Source organism: Bacillus sp. TE9106W (assembly GCF_054062215.1).
This window is the reverse complement of the sequence record NZ_JBSSFA010000005.1, coordinates 271,389-294,142: the sequence shown is the minus strand read 5'-3', so window position 1 is coordinate 294,142 and position 22,754 is coordinate 271,389. Positions and strand designations below refer to the sequence as shown.

Below are 22,754 nucleotides of genomic sequence, written 5' to 3'. Positions count from 1 at the left end.
AGGTTCACTTTAATGAACCTTCCTTTTTGTTTTTATTCTCTTTTTGAAGAGTATTCCAGGACTCTAAAATTTCTGATGTAACGAGAGCAGCAATGTTTTTTTCTGAATTACTTCCAGGAATAACGACAGAAATGGCAATCTGTGGATCTTCGGTAGGAGCATATGCAATGAATAGAGAATGATTTATCATTCTTGCTTGCTCATCCGGAAAACCCGTAATACCTGTTTTACCAGCGACGTCAAAGGGCAACTTTTTAATCTCCTCTATATTTTGACTCATTCCACCTTGCACGACACTCCAAAAGTTCTTCGGGTAACGATTTGAACTTTCTAAAATTGGTTTAAACTTTTTTGTTTCCTTACCATTTTGACCAATAATAGCACTTGCCATTTGAGGTTTATATTTATCACCTTTACTTGCCAAAGTTGCTGCATATTGAGCGAGTTGAAGAGGAGTATGCACTTCGTTTCCGCCCCACGAAGCATTTAATAAAGCGGAAATTCCATTTTCAAACTTATTGGAAGGATGGAATTCATATTGTCCGTCTTCTTCAAAGGGTAAATCAATCCCGGTTTTAGAACGTAGGCCGAATTGCATTAAATAATCTGTCCATATATGTGCTACTTTTTCTACATTGCCATTATGTTGGTTAAATAATGGGAGAGCTACTTTTGCTGTCATAAATGTGTTAGATGAATTAATGATAGCTTGCCTCGGTGTAATCTCACCTGTGGGCGTTCCAGGTGCATTTGTAATGTTATTTTGATTATCATACTCAAAAGTACCTTTATCTAAATAAGTATCTTCAGGTTGAAAAAGTTTTTCGTTTAATCCAATTAAAATAGTAAGTGGCTTTATAGTAGAAGCCATATTTACATAAGATTCACCATACTTTAATTTTTGAATTGCTTTATTTTGCGAAAGTGATTTTAAGTTATCTATTTTAGTTGATACATGAGTATGTAATATATTTGGATCAAAAACTGCTGAGTTGGCCATAGTTAAAATTGCGCCAGTTTTTGCATCACTCACTACAGCATAACCACCTTTAGCATCAGGTGTTTTCTTAATTTGAGATTTTAATGCCTCTTCAGTTTTTTGTTGCAGCTTAAAATCTAAAGTTAGCTGGACATCTTTTCCATTTTGTGCTTTTCGAATGTTCCAAAAGAACTTTTTATTATTCATTTTAAAAATGAGAGTTTTACCCGGTATTCCTTTTAAATCATTTTCATATTGCAGCTCAATCCCACTTTTTCCAATCGGCATATGCTTTGAATTAAGATTATTTTCTACATACCCAATTACCTGTGAACCAATTTCATGTTTAGGATAATATCGAATCCATTCATCTTTAATTATTACATTATTCGGTTTGTTTTTGTTTATGAATGCAAGTTCATTCTCAGCTATATCAGAGTATAACGGTATATCATTCATAGTCTGTTTTTTACAAAATTGTTGTAATTGAGATTTTATGTTCTCTGTAGAAATATTTTGTTGAAACTCGCTTGAAAATTGATCAAAAAAAGCTAATGTGTTTGATGTATCTTGTTTCGATAGCTTTTCATCATTAGAAGTACAATATAGAGACTTAACTTTCTTATTTGTAGCTAGTATTACACCATTTTGATCAAAGATTTTTCCTCTTTCGGCTGAAGAAGTTGCGATAGTAATTGAAATGAAGTTGATTTTAAATAAAATTAGTAAAATCAAACCTACAATAGAAAGAACCGCAAAAAATCTCCATTTTTTTATTTTTGTATGTAACATAAAATCCTCCCTTTTGTAGCCTATTTCATCTTATAGTTAATTATTTTTTTTGTAAATGTGGAACAACTTTATTATTTAGATTGTCTATTAAGTATTACAGCAGGAAGAAAGGAATAATCAGTATGAAAAGTTACTAGCCAGCTTATGTGTAAATATATTATGAGTCACATTGCAAGCGACAAAAAACTAGAGAAAAAAAGGAAAGGAGATTTATCAATTACGCGGCTATACCAAAAGGAATTGATACTTACAAGGATTTAGAAAAAAAGATAAGACATTATTTATAACCGAATAATGGTTTGTAATATATAGGGAACGTTTAAGTATTAGTGAGAAGTTCCAGAAGAATTATATGGAGGATTTATGAAAGAACAAAAAGGAAAGAAGCAGAAGAAATATATATCTATTCGATTAAATATAATGTTCCTTTGCATATTTTTACTATTCTCAGCTATTATTATGCAGCTAGGAAAAGTACAAATCGTTGAGGGAGAGGCTTATAAGAATCAAGTGGAAAACAGTCAAAATGCAACAACTAGCATTCCAGTTCCGCGTGGACAGATTTTAGATCGAGAAGGGAAAACGGTCGTTAATAATAAGTCTCTTCGTACAATTACGTATACAAGGGTGAAGAGGATTACGAGTGACGATATTTTAAAAACAGCAAAAGACTTGGCGAAAGTACTTGAAATGTCTGAACAAGATACTAATAAATTAACTGATATCGATAAAAAAGATTTTTGGATGCAGTTGAATACGAAACGTGCGGATACAAAGATTACTAAAAAAGATATAGAAACGTTTAAAGAAAAGGGAATAGAGGGAAAAGAGTTAGATAAAAAAATAGAAGATTTAAGACGAAGTCGCGTTACAGAAGTAGAATTGGGTGAGTTAACAGAACAAGATTTAAAGGTGTTAGCTATTAAAAGTAAAATGAGTTCAGGTTATCAACTAACACCACAAATTATTAAAAAAGATGTAACAGATGAGGAGTATGCGCGGATAAGTGAAAATCTTGCGGAGTATCCTGGAGTAGATGCAACGGTTGATTGGGAACGTAATTATGTAAATGGTAATTTGTTTCGTTCCGTATTAGGTAATATTACGAGTAGTGAAGAAGGTCTGCCGAAAGAAAACTTAGATTCTTATTTGGTACGTGGATATAACCGTAATGATCGTGTCGGAAAAAGTTATATTGAACAACGATATGAAGATGTATTACATGGTACAAAAGAAGAAGTGAAAAACATAACTGATAAATCAGGAAACATTATAAATACAGAAGTAATCGCTAAAGGAAAAAGTGGTAAAAGTTTAACATTAACGATTGATATGGAATTACAAAAGAAAGTGGAAGAAAGTATAGAGAAAAACTTGAGAGCTTTTAAGAGTTCTGAGCCGCTACTCGATCGAGCTTTTGTCGTCATGACGAATCCAAATAACGGACAGATTTTATCTATGGCAGGCAAAAAGATTGTAGAAAAAGAAGGGAAAACAGAGATTGAGGATTTGGCATTAGGTAATATGACAACTTCGTATGAGCTAGGTTCTGCTGTAAAAGGTGCTACTTTATTAACTGGATATGAGACAGGAGCAATACACCCAGGAGAGCAATTTTATGACGCACCGATGAAATTTAAAGGTACACAAGCTAAGAAATCGTGGAATGTATCTGGGTTTGGTAATATTAATGATTTACGAGCTTTACAAGTATCTTCGAATGTATACATGTTCCAGACAGCTTTAAAAATTGCGGGAGTTAATTACGTACCAAATGGCTCATTGGATATTAAACAAGGAGCATTTGATACGATGCGCTATTATTTCAAGCAATTTGGTTTAGGGGTCCCAACAGGTATCGATTTACCGAATGAAATAATTGGACAAACTAGAAAAGTAGATAGTCAACCTGGATTTTTACTAGACTTTTCCATCGGTCAGTATGATACGTATACGCCGTTGCAATTGGCACAATATATTTCAACGATTGCTAATGGTGGATATAGAATGCAACCTCAAATTGTACAAGAAATACGAGAACAATCAATAAAAGACGAGGTCGGTAAAGTTATACGCTCTATAGAACCTGTCGTATTAAATCGAGTTGATATGAAGAAAGAACATATTGACCGGATAAAAGAAGGGTTTAGATGGGTATTCCAAGAAGGGGATGGAACTGGGGTAAAGTATTTCAAAAATGCGCCATATAAACCCGCTGGAAAGACAGGGACAGCCCAAACTGTATATGGCGGAGATGATCCAATTGGTAGAAATGCAAAAGGAGAACGAATGGAGTGTTACAACTTAACATTAGTTGGATATGCTCCATATGATAATCCAGAAGTCGCATTTTCTGTAGTAGTTCCATGGCTTCATAATGACAAAAGTGGAATTAATTCTATAATCGGAAAGGAAGTTTTAGATGTATACTTTGATTTAAAACAGCAACGTATACATGGTGGAGCTGTTAGTATAGATAGTCCTAATCAAAATTAGTGAAATTTGTGTAATTTTATGAGGGGAAGAGACCCTATTTATATAAAAGCATTTATAAGTAAAAAGATGAGGTGTGAAATAAGAGATAGCGGCGATTATAGTTCTTATCCCTTATTTTGTTAATAACTCTCATACTAGTTATAAAGTTTTTTAAGTTTATGGAACAAATTTATTTCGGTGATTGTCTATTATGTGTAAGTAAAAAAGTGTTAAAAACTTGAAAGGAATGATGATTTTGAAAAACAAGAGGATGCTAAAAATAGGAATATGCGTTGGTATATTAGGTTTAAGTCTTACAAGCCTTGAAGCTTTTACAGGAGGACCATTGCAAGTTGAAGCGAAAGAAAAGAAAGGACAAATAAAACATAAAAATCAGGCGACGCATAAAGAGTTCTCTCAACTTGAGAAAAAATTTGATGCTCGATTAGGTGTATATGCGATTGATACTGGTACAAATCAAACGATCGCTTATCAACCTAACGAAAGGTTTGCCTTTGCATCAACTTACAAGGCTTTAGCGGCAGGAGTATTACTACAGCAAAACTCTACTGAGAAATTAGATGAAGTTATTACTTATACGAAAGAAGACTTAGTGGATTATTCACCTGTTACAGAGAAACATGTAGATACTGGAATGACACTAGGAGAAATTGCAGAGGCTGCTGTTCGTTACAGTGATAATACTGCAGGGAACATTTTATTTAACAAAATAGGTGGACCGAAAGGATATGAAAAAGCGCTTAGACAGATGGGGGACCGGGTTACTATGTCTAATCGTTTTGAAACAGAATTAAACGAGGCTATTCCAGGAGACATTCGTGACACTAGTACAGCGAAAGCAATTGCTACGAACCTTAAAGCTTTTACGGCCGGAAATGCGCTTCCAAATCATAAACGTAACATTCTTACAGAGTGGATGAAAGGAAATGCTACAGGAGACAAACTTATTCGTGCAGGTGTACCTACTGACTGGGTAGTTGCAGATAAATCAGGAGCTGGAAGTTACGGGACACGAAATGATATTGCGATCGTTTGGCCACCAAATAGAGCACCTATTATCATCGCGATTTTATCTAGTAAAGATGAAAAAGGGGCTACCTATGATAATAAACTCATTGCAGAGGCGGCTGAAGTTGTAGTTAATGCTTTTAGGTGATAATCTCTCAATTCTTTATGTAATGTAATTGAAAATATGAACTTGGAAAGCGATTCTTTTTAATGTGAAAAGAATCGCTTTTTTTGTATTCCTAATACATTTATAATCCAGGTAACAAAAGAATTAAATATATATGTAGCATTGCCAATAGCTATACTGGTTAAGATTCCTATGAAGGCACTTCCTATGATATCAAATGGATAATGATGACCTAGCCAGATACGTGAAAAACCTGTCAAAATTGCTAAGAACCACATGATTGAGCCAAATAAACGTTCACGAAGTAAGACGGAGGACGCTAAGGCAAATGCTAAGACTGTATGTTTACTAGGAAATGAGGAATTATTCTTTGATGGGATAAGTAAACGCACACGATGTATAACAAATGGACGTGGTTTAAAATAAAAGAGCTGGATAAAGCAGTTTATAAATAATGCGAATCCTACTGATAACCCTGCAAATAAAATGATTTTTTTATAGGAATTGTTTCTAAACCACATTAAGGCTAATAAGAAAATGTACAGGAATCGAGTCTTTTGTGAAATAAATATCATAAATGTATCCAATGTTGAGTTACGACCAGCTAGACGATTGATAGCCCTAAACATCTTATAATTCATGCAGATGCTCCCCTATATTCTCTTGGCATTATCAACTTGACATTGATATAGAGCTACACCTTTTAGAGCAGTTGCCGCAGGCTGTGAATATGTCTATTTTTATTGTGAATATCTACTAGAAAAAACCACTTTCCCCATTAAAAGAGCTGTTCTTAAGTGTAAATTAAGGCAAACAGTGCCAAGTACTTTGTATATGAAACTGTATTTTTTTAAATACTTTAAGCAGAAAGCCTTTCAATAGGAGTGAAAAAAGTGATAAGGGACAAAAGTAAAATGATTCATCTATTTTTATTATTAATTGTTACTGCAGTTTTTATATGGTCTGTTATTAAGCCTGCAAGTTACTCGTCATGGGCAGCGGAAGCCATTCCTGCCGTTCTCGGTCTAATCATTATAATTGCAATATACAATAAGTTTCGCTTTACTACTCTCTCTTATATCATTATTGCAATACTAGCCATCATAATGTTCATCGGCGGTCATTACACATACTCAAAGGTTCCTCTTTTTAATTGGATAAAAGATGTCTTTGATTTAAATCGAAATCACTATGATCGATTTGGACATTTGATAAAAGGCTTGTTTATCATTGTGATAAGAGAAATATTATTACGGAAAACTCAACTCACCGAAGGTTCTTGGTTAGTTACGATTAGTATAAGTGTTTCGCTTGCTATTGCTGCACTATACGAAATCATCGAATGGTTAGCTTTTAAAATAGCAAAGGGAGGAAAAGGGGCAAAAGACTTTTTAGGTATGCAAGGCGATATATGGGATGCACAATGGGATATGTCACTTGCCTTAGTAGGCTCGATTCTTACGTTACTCACCCTTTCGACATTACATAACCGACTATTGAAAAAGAATTGATAAATTTCCAATCATTAGGAAGTTCCCGCTTGAAAATCAAGAACTATTAGTATAAGTTGGCATCATAAATCTCTATAAAATATCACATCATAAAATATGTGAAATTGAAACGAGTGTTTCTTTTTACGATTTTTTTCAGGGGGGCCAAAAATGAATATCCTTAATTTTTTGATGTCAGTATTCGATTCAAAAAAAATAACTCAACAAATGTTTGAGTTATTTGGAAATAAAAAGAAGAAAAATAAAGGATGGATTTGGGTTTCTTTACTAGGATTAGGAACCATTTTAGGTGTATTAGCAACACGTAATTCAAGCATGATGAAACCTATAAAACATACGTTCCAAGGTTTTCAAAATAAAACAAGATCATTTATTCCATCCAAAGTAAATTCAGCAAATATGGAATTTGCTGATGAAATTACGCCTAACAACCAAGAGAGACATGGTAACCAAACTAATAATCACCACCATTACAAAACAAAAATTCCATCAAAACAACAGTAAATAGATAGCCGGTTCTTTATCTTGCAGGGAACCGGTTAATTTATATCTAAACGTACAATCTTCTTTTTTGAAATGGTGATCCCCAATAAATCCTTAAAGTAATCACCGATTTATACAAAAAACTACAAATTATCATTATATATTTTTATATAGTTTTTTATGGCTATATTTCATGCTATCTCGGCCTTAAATTGTCCTTCTTTAATGTATCTTATGTACCAGTCTCCTTATCTCATTTTTCCTACGATTCATCTCAGCTTCAGAAACTGTGTAACGGAAATAAAAGAAACATGAAGCTAATTAATATAGTAAAAGAACAATTTGAAAATATGTTGAGATTATAAAAAGGTGCTAAGAAAGGATTGCTCATTTTATGCTTCTACAGTTCATACAATAAATTGATGAATTTCTAAAAGCGGAACCATATTCGGAAATTTAGGCTGATAGTGAGTGAAGATGCTTGGTGTTGTGAAAAATTAGAGAGTTTAAAAGGGGACCTTTTATGAAGAATGAACGAGTAGTAACTTGTAATAAAAAAGGAAGTATTGCAGTCGTTACAATTCAAAATCCACCAGTCAACACTTTAAGTTTAGAAGTAGTTCAACAATTAGTAGATGTATTAGAGGAAATAGAAATTGATAATGATATCTCAGTCGTAATTATAACTGGAAGTGGAGAAAAGGCCTTTGTAGCAGGAGGGAATATAAAAGAATTTCCAGATTGGATGGGCAAAGGTGAAAAATATGCTGAGATGAAATCATTAGAATTGCAACAGCCACTTAATCAACTAGAGAATCTGTCTAAACCGACTATAGCTGCTGTTAATGGGTTAGCACTAGGTGGTGGATGTGAATTAGTACTTGCTTGTGACTTAAGGGTAATAGAAGAACAAGTTTTAATTGGATTACCAGAAATTACGTTAGGTTTATTTCCTGGTGCTGGAGGAACCCAACGCTTACCTAGATTAATTGGAGAAGGGAAAGCAAAAGAGATGATGTTCACAGGGAAATCGATTACAGCAAAAGAAGCAAAAGAAATAGGTTTAGTTAACTACATTACACCTCGAGGAGAGGCGTTAAATAAAGCAAAAGAGATTGCAAGGGATATAAGTAAATTTTCTCTTCCAGCTCTCGCCTATATGAAGTTGGCAATTCGCGAAGGTGCAACAGTACCTTTACAAGAAGGGCTTGAGATTGAATCGCGTTATTTTGGAAAAGTATTTCAAACAGAAGATGTGAAGGAGGGGGTAAAGGCATTTATTGAAAAAAGAATGCCCCATTTTACAAATAAATAGAATGGGACGAAAAAAGTATCAAGGTTTAGTCTACACTATGCCAATATAGATGCTATTTTTAAAGCTATTTATTTAGTTTTCGAAACACCTTTCAGATCTAGTTCATCTTAATAAGTACATTTGTAGTAGCATGTATATTTCAAAAGTGAAAATAAATAAAAAAGCGGAGGAATAGAATGGAAAATGGTACAAATGAAAAGGAAATAAATCAAACGCCTTTAGTAAGTGTATTAATTCCTACGTATAATCGTCCACACTAATTTGAAAAAGCTTTATGTAGTGTATTAGAACAAACATATCCTAATATAGAAATTATAATAGGGGATGATAGTACAAACGACGAAACAGAGAAAGTGTTACAAAAGTACTTGTATGATCATTCAAATATTATTTATATAAAGAATAGGTCAACTCTTGGACAATTTGAGAACTCACTTATGTTATTTCATAAAGCGAAAGGTGAGTATGTAAACTTCTTAATGGATGATGATTTATTTCATGTAAATAAAATTGAAAAAATGATGAAATACTTTTTAAATGACCTAGATAATGAAATTAAGCTTGTAACATCCCATCGCCAAGTAATGGATGCAGAAGGAAACCTATTGCCAGATGTTTATTCAACGATGCGTTTATTTTATACAGATACGATTATAGATGGGCCACAATTAGGAAATATTGTGATTATGAATCAAAAGAATTATATAGGAGAACCTACAACGGTGTTATTTCGTAAAAATGATTTAACAGAACCGTATGGTGTGTTTGATAAAAGGCGGTATCTTTGCAACGTAGATATAGCTTCATGGTTATCCTTACTGAGTAAAGGGAAAGCAGTATATATAGCGGAGACACTCAGTTACTTTCGATTACATTCAAATCAGCAGTTAAATGAATCTAATAAAATGATGGATGGGGTAGAAGATTTTTCGCATAGTATTATTGCTGGAGAAAAATATGGTTTCTTATCTTCCGAAGAGGAGTTAGACAAAGCTATTACTAATTTTCTAGACTATGCAAGAAGAATCGTCCCATCATCCATATTATATTCATTGGACTACTATCAACAAATCAAGCTAAAGAAAATAAATATAGAAAAGAAAAAACAGCGGATGAATATCAACTCGCATCTCCCAAAAGTCAGTATACTAATTCCTGCCTACAATAGACCTCATTACTTAGAATTAGCCCTCAAAAGTGCTTTGAATCAAACCTATGAAAATATTGAAATTATAATTTCTGACGATAGTACAAATGATGAAGTAAAAGCAATGATCCAACCATACTTAAAAGAATATGAATATATAACATATGTTAAAAATGAAAATCCATTGGTGGCTGAAAATTTTAATCAATGTATAGAGCTTGCTACTGGTGAATATATAAATTTCTTATTAGATGATGATTTATTTCATTATGAAAAGATTGAGAGAATGATGAAATACTTTTTTGAATTAGAAAACATTGCATTTGTGACGTCGTACCGTGAACTGATTGATGAGAATGGAGACGTATTACCACCCTCAACATTGAATGTGAAAATTGCCACAGAAACTACAATTTTTGAAGGGGAAACACTAGGGAATTATATGTTGAAAAACTTGAAAAACGTAGTTGGAGAACCTACAACGGTTTTGTTTAATCGTAATTTTTTTGGAGGGAAATTTGGTTATTTTAAGGGAAAAGCGTATTCTTCCATTAATGACATTGCAACTTGGTTAGATATGATGAGGAAAGGGAAAGTAGTTTATATACAGGAACCTCTAAGCTACTTTAGACAACATAGTGGACAAAATCAAAAACAAATGCACTTTATATTAATGACAATTGAAGAATGGATTGAATTAATTACAGATGCACATAATAGTGGGTTTTTAAATGCTGAACAAGATTATAAAGAGAGCTTATCTTATTGTTTGGAGAATGCGGGATTTATACTTAAGGATGCAGTAAGAAGTGGAGAACTAAATCAAATTTATAATGAAAAGATAAAAAGCGGGTTAAATAAACTAGTTACTCATATATTCGAGGAAAATATTTGTTATTGCCAATATTGCAATCAAGAATTTAAAAGTTTTTCTCCTTGGCCAGCACATTATGATTTTCTAAAATATGAATTTGAGATGTGGAATAAAGATACAGGTATCTGTCCAGTTTGCTATTCGATGGATCGTGACAGGTTGTATCGTGCGTACATTGAAGCGGAAACGGATTTGTTAAGTAGGAATTATACTATGCTTCATATTGCACCTGAAGTGAAGGTAAGAGGATGGCTTAACCAGTTTAAAAACATTACTTATATATGTGGGGATTTAGAACCAAAGGATTCTTTAATGGAGGAAATTGATATTACGAGAATTGCATACGAAAATAATACCTTTGATGTTATTTTATGTAGTCATGTATTAGAACACGTGCCTGACGATGAAAAAGCAATGCGAGAATTATATAGGGTACTAAAGCCAAATGGATGGGGAATTATTCAGGTGCCAATCGTAATGAATGTAGATTTTATTATAGAGGATAAATCTATTGTAACGCCATTATTGAGGAAAATAGCCTTTGGTCAAGAAGATCATGTAAGGATTTATAATCGATCGGGATTTATTCAACGATTAACAGATGCAGGCTTTAAGGTGGAATTGTATAACATAGCTGAGAAACAAGGAATAGAAATTGCTAGGAAATTTGGATTATCTGAAACGGATATGCTCTATATTGTCCGAAAATGATAGAAAGGAATAGATGAATATGGATAATATTCCTTTTTTACGTGCGTCAATTGTACCTGCAAACGAGTACTTAGATGAATTAGAGCGAATTGATATATCCCACATATATACAAATTATGGACCTATAAATCAACGTTTTGAAGAAACGATTATGTCGGAATTTTTTCAGAACAGGGGAGCTGTTACAACAGTAGCAAACGCAACGCTAGGGTTAATGGCGGCAATTCAATGTAAGAAAAGAAAAAAAGGAAAGTATGCTCTTATGCCTAGTTTTACATTCCCTGCTACTCCATTGGCAGCTATTTGGTGTGGCTTGGAGCCTTATTTTATTGATATTTCATTAGATGATTGGTGTATGGATAAAACGGTACTTTTGGATAAGATTGATGAATTAAAAGAAGAGGTTGCAGTTGTTGTTCCATATGCAACATTCGGATCATGGATGGACTTGAAAGACTATGCAGAATTAGAGAAAAAGGGTGTTCCGGTTGTTGTAGATGCAGCACCAGGGTTTGGATTAATGCATGAGGGTATACATTACGGTCAGAATTTTAGTGGTATGATTGTATATAGTTTTCATGCAACAAAGCCTTTCGGAATTGGTGAAGGTGGTATGATATATAGCCATAATGAGGAAGAGATAAATCAAATTAAAAGAATGGGTAATTTTGGATTTGATCATAATCGTGAATGTACGATGATGGGGTTTAACTGTAAAATGACTGAATATGCAGCAGCTATTGGGATTACAACGATAAATACATGGAATCAAAAAATGCAAGAACGAAATCGTATCTCTGAATGGTATAAACAGTTATTACAAAGTACGGGATTAATGAAAAAAGGTTGGCAAGTTCAAAAGACAGAAGCAGTTATTCATCAATTTATGCCTATTCTCTGTCCAGAAAAAATTAACAATATGCAAGTAATAGAAGTGTTGAAAAAGCAAAAGATAGAAGCTAGATCATATTTTTCACCATCTTGTCACCAACAAGATTTCTTTAAAAACTACAAGTCTACAGATTTAACAAATACAAATAAAATAGCAAAACGAATAATTAGTCTACCTTTATGGGAAGGAATGACGAAAGAAATCGTGGAGCAAATTATAATGTGTTTAATGCAGAAGGTGGTGTCCAGAGATGAATAGTTTTTATAGTCAAGAAGAGTTGAGCGAAATTGGCTTTCTATCTGTCGGGGAAAATGTATTAATAAGTAAAAAAACCAGCGTATATAATCCAGGTGCTATATCTGTTGGAAATAATGTAAGAATCGATGACTTTTGCATTTTAAGTGGCAAAATTACAATTGGAAGTTATTCGCACATAGCGGCATATACAGCGTTATATGGAGGAGAAATGGGGATTGAAATGCATGATTTTGCAAATGTTTCATCAAAAACAATTGTATATGCAGCAATTGATGATTTTAGCGGAAATACATTAATGGGACCGACTGTTCCACATCAATATAAAAATGTGAAAGCTGGAAAAGTTATCTTAAAAAAGCATGCCATTGTTGGTGCGCATTCTATTATCTTTCCAAATGTAGTAATAGGAGAAGGAGCGGCAGTTGGCGCGATGAGTATGGTAAAAGAAAGTTTAGATGATTGGTATATGTATGCTGGGGTGCCTGTAAGAAAAATAAAAGCTCGTAAAAAAAAGATATTAGAGTTAGAAAATGAATTCTTAAAAAGCATTAATTCCTGAGTGTTTAAAAGATTTTGTTGCAGCATTTCTCAAAAAAATAAAAAAAGACATGTATGTATGAGGGGATATTATGTGATTACTGTATTATTTATGGGGCTATCTTTATATGTTGTCTTTTTGTAGTAAAAAGGGTTGTAACACATTGCTATCCCCTTAAACATTTCCACTATCCTAAAGTAAAAAAACGTTATTCTTTCTAAATAAGCTAAATAGGAAAGGAGGGCGTTTTTTTTTATGAATTTCTCGATTGAATCACTTTATATCATTCAAGTAATAAACAATCAATGCTCAAGAAACCATTCTATTTGCGGTTGCAAGAGAGAAGATGGAAGTGAGTGGTTAAAAATGAAGGATAAATCTCAAAGACGTCTTGCGGTAATTGATACCAAATTCCCTTGGAAGTTAAGTGGATTTCGTTATTGGGAGAATTACCAAATTTATAAAGAACGACCCGATACTCTTTACTTTGCTACTGAGGTATATACAGATGATTTCCCAACCAAAGTACATGATTTTCAATTATTCAATAAGATAGCGAAAGAAGAAGGAATTACCGATATATATTGTGTTTTTTTTAATTTCGTGTTGAGTTTATTAGGCACTTGTTATCTTCCAGACAGGACACAAATGCCGGGAGCAAATCCCAAACTTGATATAGCTACTTTTTTAAAGGAAAATCATATTGACCTTCACACTACAGTATATCCAGGAGGGGGATTAGATCCTTATACTTCTGTTGAATTTTTAAATATAGTATCTAAGCATTGTAAAACAGTATTCTCTAATGCAAATGAAGTATTAAATACTATCCCAAATAGTATTTATGTTCCAGGAGTGATTAATACAGATTTTTATCATTATAATCAAAAGGTTATTTCTAAGCCAATACAGATAATATTTGTGGCTCACAATGCAGAAAGAAAAGGATTTCCTTTATTAGCGCAAGCATTTAATAAACTTGATGATCAATTTCATTTACATATTGTAGGAAACTGGGAAGGTAGCTTACATCTATTAACAAACACGAATTATACTTTTTGGGGCATATTAGATTTCGAAAAACTAAAACACTTATATGTAAAATCTCATATAGTTATCTGTTGTAGTACAAAAGATAACTTTGCTATTGATGGATTTCCAACTACTGCTGCAGCTGATGCAATGGCGACAGGGTGTATCTTAGTTTCAACGAATCACCGAAACGATGATCGTATACTTAAACATGGTGAAGACTATCTGAAGATAGAAGAAGATAGCAATTCCATATTAAACAACTTATTATGGATTAAGATGAATTTTGAAAAAGCATTAGGGATTGGAAAAAGTGCTTCATTTAAAATGGATAAATATTTTAACTATAAAACAAATGTAAATTTCAAGCTATCTCACATATTTTATGTTTAATGACAATAAAGTTGTTTAAAAATGAAAAACATTCTCTATGTCACTAAAGAGGCAGGTTCGGTTAAGAAGGAATTTTTATAAATTAAGAGAATAAATATTTAAAACTCTATATTCTAAGGTGAGGAAATCATACCTGATTACATAGATAAAATATAGATAATTGAAAAATATTGATTTTGTTTTGTTCTACAATTATTAAATAATTTTCTGGGGATGATAGCTTTATGGAAATAATTCAATTACTAAAGAAGGATTACTTATTTAATAAGGCTATAGATGTTTTTTGGAAAGAATGGGGTGAAGAAGGAGGGCGTGCTTTTTATGAAGATTGTATGATTAATGCTTTAAATAATCCAAATGACATACCCAGTTTTTACGTTGCAAAAGTAGATGATAAGATTATCGGAATTTATGCATTAATTCGTAATGATTTAAATAGTCGTCAGGATCTGAGCCCTTGGCTAGCATGTTTGTTTGTAGATGAAAAATTTAGGGGCAACGCTCTAGGAGAAAAAATGTTGAATCATGGACTTCTAGAAGCGGCAAAAAGAGGATACAAATTTCTTTATCTTACTTCAGATCTTAAAGAATATTATGAAAAATATGGATGGGAAAAGATTGGGGTTGCGTATGGACCTAGTGGAGGTAACATACCTTTGTTTAAAAAGTCAACGGCTCTATAATTAAAGCGTCCCTTGTTTAACAAGCAGGTGCTTTAGTTGAATAAGATTAAATAACTATGTTATTGAACTTTAAGTTTAAATGTATTTAAATGAATAGAAATTAAACAACTTTAAAGAGCCTTACTACAATAAAATGTAGCAAGGCTCTTATATTTTTTATATTAAAATTAAATAACTTTATTATCACTTTGCATTTTAATCTATTATTACTTTTTTTCTCTTATGTTTATTTATAGGAAATAGAGAAATAAATGAGATGGGAAAGCAAACTTTACAATGCCCTCGTATTTATAACTAAAAAGAGTCGAATACATGCAAATAAAAGTAGTTTTTACCGATTATACTTTGAAAAAAATCAAATATTATGGAGAAGATAGTTATGCGAAGTGGTGTAAGGCGTTCTTTTCCAGTAGATATTACGGACTAAATGCTCATGTGTATTGATAATCACTAATTAACACTCCCATGTCTAAAGGCAGACTAAACGCCAATATCATGAAATCTCTGATTTACGTTGTATGTATGAAATAGGAGGCTTCCGTTTCATACAGTTTGGCGCGTAACGCAAATATTTCGGCTAAACTAATGAATAAATTATCCGACAAAAATAAGCTCTCTAACTTTGGATAGAACGCCATTTTACCGTAGTATATGGTCAAGAAAGGGCTTGAACTCAAGACCTCCACACTGTAAAGAGGGGGTAATTTATTACTTTTCTTCTTGCATTATAAAATTCCAAAAACGTTTTAATTCTCCACGCTTTTGGGATGGAGCAAGTTTTATATCATTTAACCATTGATCTAGTTCTGAATCATTTCTTTCCCCCTCGGCATCAAAAGCTCTTCCTAGAAGAAAATCAGTAGATACTTAACTTTTTTCCCCTGGTTCAAACCGATTTAATCCTATAGCTATTCTAATTACATACTCGTTTCATAGTCGGGTGAATACTTGAAAAAACAACAAAATGACACAAAATACAAATTAAGAACATTTTGATCAAAAGAATGCCGATTTTTATACTCCATTTAGTGTATATATAGCTTATTTTGCTATGCACATTATTAATCGACTTGAAGAGGCCTTTTTTGTACTGTTTTCAAGTTCGCAGGCTGGGTTATGAACCTTAACAAATTACAAGAAAGAGGAGATATGAAAATGAAAAAAGATAACATTTGGACAGTATTAGATGATCCAAAGAGCCGGATGATATATTTGCTGGTAAGGATGCGCTATCTAAAATTACAGGTGAAGAACTACCATTTTAATCAAATCTAGGTAGTTTACAGAGGGGAAAAGGAAGAACTGAGTGATGTATATACTTGGATCTTCCTTTTTTATTGCAAAAAAGAACTGGGGGGCAATTATTATGCGTGTAGGAAATGTTTTAGCGGTGAGATTTTATCCCCCTCACCAACAGTAGGGAAAATATTGAATGCGGATAAGTGTATGCTTGTACATAAACAAGATTTTGCATTCTAGGATAAATGGATTGTTGAAGTAGATACTTCTCAAAAGAAAGGGAACGAAAAAGAAAAGTAATTGATGGGCAATTTGAATTCGATTTATTTGCATAATCGAGAGGGGAATACCATGTTTACAAACATTTTTATCGGTCTATTTTGTTATGTATTTTTTGTAGTTCGTAATTCAAGAAAAAAATTTCTAATAGAAGAAGCCAAGAGGGAAGAAAGAGAAAATACACCGATAGAACGTCCCGTTTATTGGTGCCCGAGAGAAAATAGACCTATTGGTAGGGAACAAGAGCGTATTACTGTCCTAACAAAAGAAATCACCTTAGAAAAAGAGGTAGCAGGTATATATGATTTAGTTGCTATTACTGTTCAAAAGAATTTGGATGAAGAATTCAGTAACAAGTTAGAACAGGAAATTGATGCTGAAGTAGTGGAGCATGTTAAGAGTTTTCACTATACTCCTGCTTCTAAAACAGTATATGATACCTCATTTCCGAGTGATGAGGACATACCATTTTCCAGCAATATGGATAAACTAGAGGGATTATTAGGATATGAAGATACATTTCCTGAACTAGAACAGCTGAAAATCCCACAAGAAACAGCACATGCTACTTCTGTTCAAAATTGAGTGTTAAAAGAGGAAGAATTTCAGGTTGTGATATGGACGGCTAAAGTAGTAGAACGAGAGCAAGAAATCACCTGCGTAATAAACATATTTAATAACAAGCGCTATTGGGTTCATACAGGGGAGAAATATTACCAGAAAATCAACTGCTGTATTTAGAATTAAAAATTGATTCATCGTATTCCTATACATTAGTTAGATGGAGTGATAGACAACTAGGAAATATCTGAATGTATTTCCTAGTTGTATTTTCTTAGTTAAATAGCATGAAAAGCAGCATTATCTCACTCATTTGTACAAGGATAAATTTTTTTATTTTTGTACAAATGAGTGAGATAGAATGATTCAATACATTAGAATATTCGACTATAATGGAACGCTGTACGTCATTGTAATATTAAAATGTTTTAAGATTTAGGTGATTAACAGTCTTACAACAGGAGAATTGAGAACTCTTCGTAATATTCCAATACTTTAAATAGATAGCATCAAAACATGAGTATTGTATGAAAAATTATTTTATCAAAGTAAATAGGAGTGATAGTATATGGCAATCGATCATATAAACAACAACGTAGTAGAAAAATTAGAACAAGCGGTGCGCTATGAAAAGAAACAAGTTCAGTTATTATGTGTAAGTAAAAGTAGTTCTAATATACACGCTTACATGATTTTTCCAGAATTCTCAGAGGTTAAAATTCCCAATACCGAACTGGATGAATATATAGAAAATCTATCAATAAGCTTGAAATATGTCATTGATCGCAAGTTGAGTCAACAAGAAATAGAAAAACAAAATCATTCTTTCATTATGACATGCGCAGTTGAGGAGGATGGATTGATAGATGATGAAACTATTCATTTCAATACGACTTATGTCAAACCACCGACAATTGCAAATAAAGTATTTAAGCTAGTGTGTGGATTAGGCAATCGTTTAGATAGTTTAAAAGAGTTACATCTTACAGTATTAAATAATAATATTAATCGAATTGAAATTGAATTTTACAATGAAAATGAAACGCATATGGCAGTAGAGAAGGAAGAAATCGCGAATGCAATTATGGGAGCATATACAAAAGCAAATATCTATTATGCAGCAGACCTCTATTATGTTGCAGAAGGAAATCAAATCAAATTAAAGAGCGTTAAACCCAAATTAGCGGGGGATGTATGATGAAACAAGAAAAATGGATGATAGGAGTCTTAAGTATGCTTGTTTTAATCGCTTTACTATTTATCCCCTTACAAGCAGCTCAGGCCTCTGCAAAAATTGATTTTAATGAATTGAAGGGAAACGATGTTTCGTCATCCTTTAAAGAGGGATTAAACAATCGAACGAAAACAAAAGAGAAAGATGATTCATTTGGCTCATCAATCATACAAAAGATTGAAGGTTTGTATGCACCGGCTTTTAAGGTAGGAGTAAATATCTTGTCTATTTCATTCGTATTAGGCATTATTGTCATGGTTATGGCGTTAATTACAAAGAATGGTCAATGGATGAAGTGGGCAACTGGAAGTATGATTTTCTCATTTATTAGTATGATGTCCATGAGACTAAGTGTGTACTTTTTGTTCAGTTCTGATGAATTTTCGTTTATGAACATCTTTACAGATTTTTTAGACCTGTTTAAAGCAACAGCACTTATTTTCACACCATTTATGTTAACCACGGGTATTCGTCTAAGAAGAATTCATGAGAGTACAAAACAGCCTGAGTATTACCGTTGGTCCAACCGTGTTATAACGGGCTCTTGTTTGCTGTGTGTGTTAGCTGTACTCGCTCCATGGCTATTTGATAATATTTAAAAAACTATATATAAAGAATAAAAGGTACTGAATCTACATTCAGTACCTTTTATCTATCTATTTGGTTTCTTCTTTCATATTCTTCAAGTAATTCCAGCGATATAGGAGATAATATGCCACTTAGAAATACAGTTGTATTTTTGCAGGTGAAAAGGCTTGAAAAAGCTGAATCTGTTTCTTGTTCTGTTACTGTATGATCTACTATAAGCTTTAACATATCTATCACAATCCTTTTTAGGCTGGTTCGTAAATTAATAGAGACGCGTATCACATCATGCTTACAATTAAACGTAAATATTTCTTAATGAAAAATAACTTTATTTATATTGAAAGGACTGTTTGTTTTGAAAAGAAATCGAGAATATATTGTTTTGCGAAATTCCATTTTAATTGGTTGGCTGCTCACAATTATTGTTATGAGCCTATCTGTCTATTTTTCTTCCATTGCGTATTTATTAATCGGTTGTTTCATTCTGTCCCTAAAATACGGATTAATGGGCACAATAAAGAATGTAGAAAAACGTTTACCTACATGGGCTAACTTTGGTGTCATTGAAAAGCCAGTAAATAGAAGGGTAACTAGACCCTTTCAGTTTCGGGGTGGGCTCCTTGTATCTTTAGCGTTAGGATTCGTAGAAATGGTGATAAAAGGCTTATGTATCTCATATTTTATTTTAGGATTAGAAACGTATGTATATCGTTTGATGCGTAGAAATGCAAGAGTGTGAAAAGGAGGCTTCTATTATGAAAGTATTGATATTCGAATTGATTCTCATTGTGATTCTGATTCCTTTGAACATCGTTTTAAAAAAATATGTACCGAAATGGAAAGCCGGGGAAAGACTAGTGAAACGTATATTGGGAAAATTGGATCCCACAAGTTATTATGTGTTACATGATGTGACGGTTCATACAGAGTATGGTGATACAACGCAAATTGATCATATTGTTATCTCGGAAACAGGTGTATTTGTTATAGAGACAAAGAACTACGAGGGCTGGATTTATGGAAGTGAGAAATCAGCCAGGTGGACACAGGGTATTTTTAGTAAGAAATCCTCTTTTCAAAACCCATTTCGACAAAACTATAAACATATAAAGGCAATTGAATGGGTGATGGAACAACAGTTGCCGTGTATCTCTATTGCCGCGTTTCATCCAAAATGCAGTCTAAAAAGGGTAAATGTTCATTCTAAAGATAAACATGTCCTATATTATTACGATCTAAAAAAATGTATTGAATCATATATTGAACCGCAACTAACAATCGATGAAGTCCAACATATCTATCAAACTATATTACAAGCTAATATTACCGATAAGGGCATTGATAAGAAACATGTGAAGTATTTACAGAATAAGTTCGCTAAACAATAAGAAACGGAGAAAGGAACAATGTTATATTTAATAGGATTTTTGGTAATCATCGTAGTAATTATTCGTCTTAACGTGAAGTATTATCAGTTAAAAGGTAACCCAAAAGACTTTGTGATGAAAAAGAATGATTAAGGATATATTTTAGAAATAGAGGTAATAGACTACGTACATTATTTGGACGGTTATTAAAAGTCCATAAGAACCGTTTTAAGACTGTTGAACAGATGTATATAACTATATATTTATTTATAAATACAGATGATAAAATAGATACATAAAAATAAATAGGAGGTTTAGTTGTGAAAGAAGTGTTAGATGTTGAAACGTATGTACAAAAAATGAAGAATCAGAAAATAAATTATGACAAAGTATTAAGAAAAATGATAAAAGATTGGGAAGTAAGAAATGAAAGACCAAAAGTGTTACTTCATTCGTGTTGTGCTCCTTGTAGTACTTCTTCATTGGAATTTCTTGCAGAACATGCAGATGTTACAATCTTCTTCTCAAATTCAAATATCCATCCGAAAAGTGAATACATGCGACGCTCTAATGAACAAAAGATTTTTGTAGACAAGTTCAATGATCGTACAGGGCACACAGTTGGATTTATTGAAGATGACTATCGTTCAAATGTATTTTTTAAAATGGTAAAAGAAGAAGGTTTGGCAGAAGAGCCAGAAGGCGGGCTTCGTTGTTCAGCTTGTTTTGATATGAGATTGGATCGTTCAGCTGAGGTAGCACAGGAAAGGGGATTTGACTACTTCGGTAGTGCAATTACTCTTTCTAAAAATAAAAATAGTCAATTAATAAATGAACTTGGGATTGGTGTGCAACAAAATTATGATTCACGTTATTTACCAAGTGATTTTAAAAAAAGTAATGGATATCAACGCTCAATTGAAATGTGTAATGAATATGATGTTTTCCGTCAATGTTATTGTGGATGTTCATTTGCAGCGGAAAAACAAGGTATAGATTTACGAGCGGTGAACAAAGATGCAATAAATTATCTGAAAGAAAATAATCTTAGTTTGAAAAAAGAGATTTAATCGTGAAAAATTTGATGTGAAATTAACCTATGATCTACAAAAGAAATGCATTATGTTTTTAAATGATAAATATAAAAAGCTAAAATAGTTCTGCAATAACTCCTTACTGGTTAAATTTCTAGAAAAGAAAAAACCAATAAGGAGTGTTTTCTTAATCTCGCATTGCCCCTGCTTCTCGGGAAGTCATTGCTCCTTGTCCCGCTCTTACATCGTTCTGAATTTCTTGTTTCACTTTTTGTGCATCAGTTTCAGCAAAATCTGGTTTCATAACAGAACCAGTGCTTTTTATAGATTTTTTATGACCTTGTATACAAATTCTCCTCGATTTAACGTTTAACAACATTATTATTTACAAAAATATACTCGATATTCTCGATGAATTGAACATGTTTCATGTAAAGTATAAGGTAGGAAGGCATCTTAATTGTTCGACACATATAAAGTGTAAATCTACTATATAAAGAATATACGTTTTTGTAATAGTCATATACCGAAAGGGATGTGAATGAAATGATGATTAATAAAGCCTATAAGTTTCATATCTATCCAAATCAAGCACAAGCAATTCTAATCAACAAAACGATTGGTTGTTCGCGCTTTGTATTCAATCATTTCCTTTCCCTATGGGATCACGCATACAAAGAAACAGGGAAAGGTTTGACATATGATTGACGTTTAACAAATCACTTGATAATATATTAGATATCTAACATGTTAGCGGGTGATTTTTTGTCTTTATATGAACAAGTTAAACGCATTAATGAAGCTGAATATACTATAAACCGCTTGATATATAAACATTACAAGCAATATTTAAATAGTGGTATTACAACACAACAAGCTGTTGTATTAGATATTGTATATTTAGCGAAACGTATTACGGTCGGCGAAATTGCGATTGAAATGAATATAAGCTCTAGCGCGGTTAGCCAATTAATAGCGAAATTAGAAAAGAATAAATATATCAAACGAGAAATTAATCTTCAAAATCGACGTGAAATATATATAACGTTAGATGAAAATGGATTGGAGTATTTTTCGAAGCAAGATTATGTGGAACAGCAAATTGCAGATAAAATTTACAGTAAACTTTCATCAGAAGAGCTAGATGAATTTGAAAGAATTGTTGATAAATTAAGGGGGATTGTGATGAAGGAATTATAAAAATCCCTTCACG

At 32.7% G+C, this 22,754-nt stretch carries 18 protein-coding genes and 5 pseudogenes; 18 read left to right on the top strand and 5 right to left on the bottom strand.

The features are described from left to right. Nucleotides 1-4: 4 nt before the first annotated feature. Nucleotides 5-1,771, bottom strand: coding sequence for a peptidoglycan D,D-transpeptidase FtsI family protein (locus ACVWY7_RS12685; RefSeq protein ID WP_000903324.1), 1,767 nt, complete (start codon nt 1,769-1,771; stop codon nt 5-7). A gap of 363 nt (nt 1,772-2,134) precedes the next feature. Between ACVWY7_RS12685 and ACVWY7_RS12680 the strand changes: the two genes are divergently transcribed. Continuing rightward, nucleotides 2,135-4,267: a peptidoglycan D,D-transpeptidase FtsI family protein gene (locus ACVWY7_RS12680; protein WP_431174534.1), complete on the top strand. Its 2,133-nt coding sequence runs from the start codon at nt 2,135-2,137 to the stop codon at nt 4,265-4,267. Between the two features lie 229 nt (nt 4,268-4,496). Beyond that, the gene (gene bla / locus ACVWY7_RS12675) at nt 4,497-5,423 is read left to right on the top strand and encodes a class A beta-lactamase Bla1 (RefSeq protein WP_431174537.1); all 927 of its coding nucleotides are present in this window, start codon (nt 4,497-4,499) and stop codon (nt 5,421-5,423) included. Between the two features lie 7 nt (nt 5,424-5,430). On the opposite strand, the pseudogene ACVWY7_RS12670 reads toward bla, so the two are convergent. Beyond that, nucleotides 5,431-6,043 (bottom strand): annotated as a pseudogene (locus tag ACVWY7_RS12670) (undecaprenyl-diphosphatase). 252 nt (nt 6,044-6,295) lie between these two features. Between ACVWY7_RS12670 and ACVWY7_RS12665 the strand changes: the two are divergent. The 8 genes and pseudogenes from ACVWY7_RS12665 to ACVWY7_RS12630 all read left to right on the top strand — a co-directional run bounded on the left by ACVWY7_RS12665 (nt 6,296) and on the right by ACVWY7_RS12630 (nt 15,239). Beyond that, nucleotides 6,296-6,913, top strand: coding sequence for a DUF2238 domain-containing protein (locus ACVWY7_RS12665; RefSeq protein WP_139242269.1), 618 nt, complete (start codon nt 6,296-6,298; stop codon nt 6,911-6,913). A gap of 150 nt (nt 6,914-7,063) precedes the next feature. Continuing rightward, nucleotides 7,064-7,417 carry a hypothetical protein gene (locus ACVWY7_RS12660; protein WP_073523978.1) on the top strand — a complete coding sequence of 118 codons (354 nt, stop codon included), beginning with the start codon at nt 7,064-7,066 and terminating at the stop codon, nt 7,415-7,417. Nucleotides 7,418-7,919: 502 nt separating this feature from the next. Then, complete coding sequence (locus ACVWY7_RS12655; protein ID WP_073523977.1) at nt 7,920-8,711, top strand: enoyl-CoA hydratase; 792 nt, start codon at nt 7,920-7,922, stop codon at nt 8,709-8,711. 176 nt (nt 8,712-8,887) lie between these two features. Then, a pseudogene (locus tag ACVWY7_RS12650) lies at nt 8,888-11,443 on the top strand (glycosyltransferase). Between the two features lie 19 nt (nt 11,444-11,462). Beyond that, on the top strand, nt 11,463-12,593 hold the full coding sequence (locus tag ACVWY7_RS12645) for an aminotransferase class I/II-fold pyridoxal phosphate-dependent enzyme (protein WP_073523975.1): 1,131 nt from the start codon (nt 11,463-11,465) through the stop codon (nt 12,591-12,593). Continuing rightward, entirely contained in the window at nt 12,586-13,152 is a 567-nt protein-coding gene (locus ACVWY7_RS12640) for an acyltransferase (protein ID WP_073523973.1), read from the top strand. Before ACVWY7_RS12645 ends, ACVWY7_RS12640 begins: the two co-directional genes overlap by 8 nt. 585 nt (nt 13,153-13,737) lie before the next feature. Next, a complete protein-coding gene (locus ACVWY7_RS12635; RefSeq protein WP_073524246.1) occupies nt 13,738-14,556 on the top strand; it encodes a glycosyltransferase in 819 nt (272 codons plus the stop codon). A gap of 224 nt (nt 14,557-14,780) precedes the next feature. Continuing rightward, a complete protein-coding gene (locus tag ACVWY7_RS12630; protein WP_073523971.1) occupies nt 14,781-15,239 on the top strand; it encodes a GNAT family N-acetyltransferase in 459 nt (152 codons plus the stop codon). A gap of 708 nt (nt 15,240-15,947) precedes the next feature. Here ACVWY7_RS12630 and ACVWY7_RS12625 read toward each other — a convergent pair. Beyond that, nucleotides 15,948-16,106: pseudogene (locus ACVWY7_RS12625) on the bottom strand (helix-turn-helix domain-containing protein); the annotation flags it as partial. A gap of 723 nt (nt 16,107-16,829) precedes the next feature. Between ACVWY7_RS12625 and ACVWY7_RS12620 the strand changes: the two are divergent. The 3 genes and pseudogenes from ACVWY7_RS12620 to ACVWY7_RS12610 all read left to right on the top strand — a co-directional run bounded on the left by ACVWY7_RS12620 (nt 16,830) and on the right by ACVWY7_RS12610 (nt 19,151). Further along, nucleotides 16,830-17,569 (top strand): annotated as a pseudogene (locus tag ACVWY7_RS12620) (hypothetical protein). A gap of 317 nt (nt 17,570-17,886) precedes the next feature. Then, entirely contained in the window at nt 17,887-18,516 is a 630-nt protein-coding gene (locus ACVWY7_RS12615) for a hypothetical protein (RefSeq protein ID WP_456523817.1), read from the top strand. Beyond that, nucleotides 18,516-19,151 carry a hypothetical protein gene (locus ACVWY7_RS12610; protein WP_000806956.1) on the top strand — a complete coding sequence of 212 codons (636 nt, stop codon included), beginning with the start codon at nt 18,516-18,518 and terminating at the stop codon, nt 19,149-19,151. Before ACVWY7_RS12615 ends, ACVWY7_RS12610 begins: the two co-directional genes overlap by 1 nt. Nucleotides 19,152-19,200: 49 nt before the next feature. On the opposite strand, the gene ACVWY7_RS12605 is transcribed toward ACVWY7_RS12610, so the two are convergent. Further along, a complete protein-coding gene (locus ACVWY7_RS12605) occupies nt 19,201-19,368 on the bottom strand; it encodes a hypothetical protein (protein ID WP_175556156.1) in 168 nt (55 codons plus the stop codon). A gap of 127 nt (nt 19,369-19,495) precedes the next feature. Between ACVWY7_RS12605 and ACVWY7_RS12600 the strand changes: the two genes are divergently transcribed. From ACVWY7_RS12600 to ACVWY7_RS12590, 3 genes are all read left to right on the top strand, one after another. Further along, nucleotides 19,496-19,879, top strand: a complete 384-nt coding sequence (locus ACVWY7_RS12600; protein WP_000828167.1) for a hypothetical protein — start codon at nt 19,496-19,498, stop codon at nt 19,877-19,879. A gap of 16 nt (nt 19,880-19,895) precedes the next feature. After that, nucleotides 19,896-20,528, top strand: a complete 633-nt coding sequence (locus ACVWY7_RS12595; RefSeq protein WP_000866018.1) for a nuclease-related domain-containing protein — start codon at nt 19,896-19,898, stop codon at nt 20,526-20,528. A 308-nt stretch (nt 20,529-20,836) separates the two neighbouring features. Further along, a complete protein-coding gene (locus ACVWY7_RS12590; RefSeq protein ID WP_073524243.1) occupies nt 20,837-21,577 on the top strand; it encodes an epoxyqueuosine reductase QueH in 741 nt (246 codons plus the stop codon). A 151-nt stretch (nt 21,578-21,728) separates the two neighbouring features. Here ACVWY7_RS12590 and ACVWY7_RS12585 read toward each other — a convergent pair whose 3' ends face one another. Beyond that, entirely contained in the window at nt 21,729-21,917 is a 189-nt protein-coding gene (locus tag ACVWY7_RS12585) for a hypothetical protein (RefSeq protein ID WP_139242268.1), read from the bottom strand. A gap of 170 nt (nt 21,918-22,087) precedes the next feature. Here ACVWY7_RS12585 and ACVWY7_RS12580 point away from each other — a divergent pair. Then, nucleotides 22,088-22,243 (top strand): annotated as a pseudogene (locus ACVWY7_RS12580) (helix-turn-helix domain-containing protein); the annotation flags it as partial. A gap of 63 nt (nt 22,244-22,306) precedes the next feature. Beyond that, a complete protein-coding gene (locus tag ACVWY7_RS12575; RefSeq protein ID WP_000061083.1) occupies nt 22,307-22,741 on the top strand; it encodes a MarR family winged helix-turn-helix transcriptional regulator in 435 nt (144 codons plus the stop codon). The last annotated feature ends 13 nt before the right edge of the window (nt 22,742-22,754 follow it).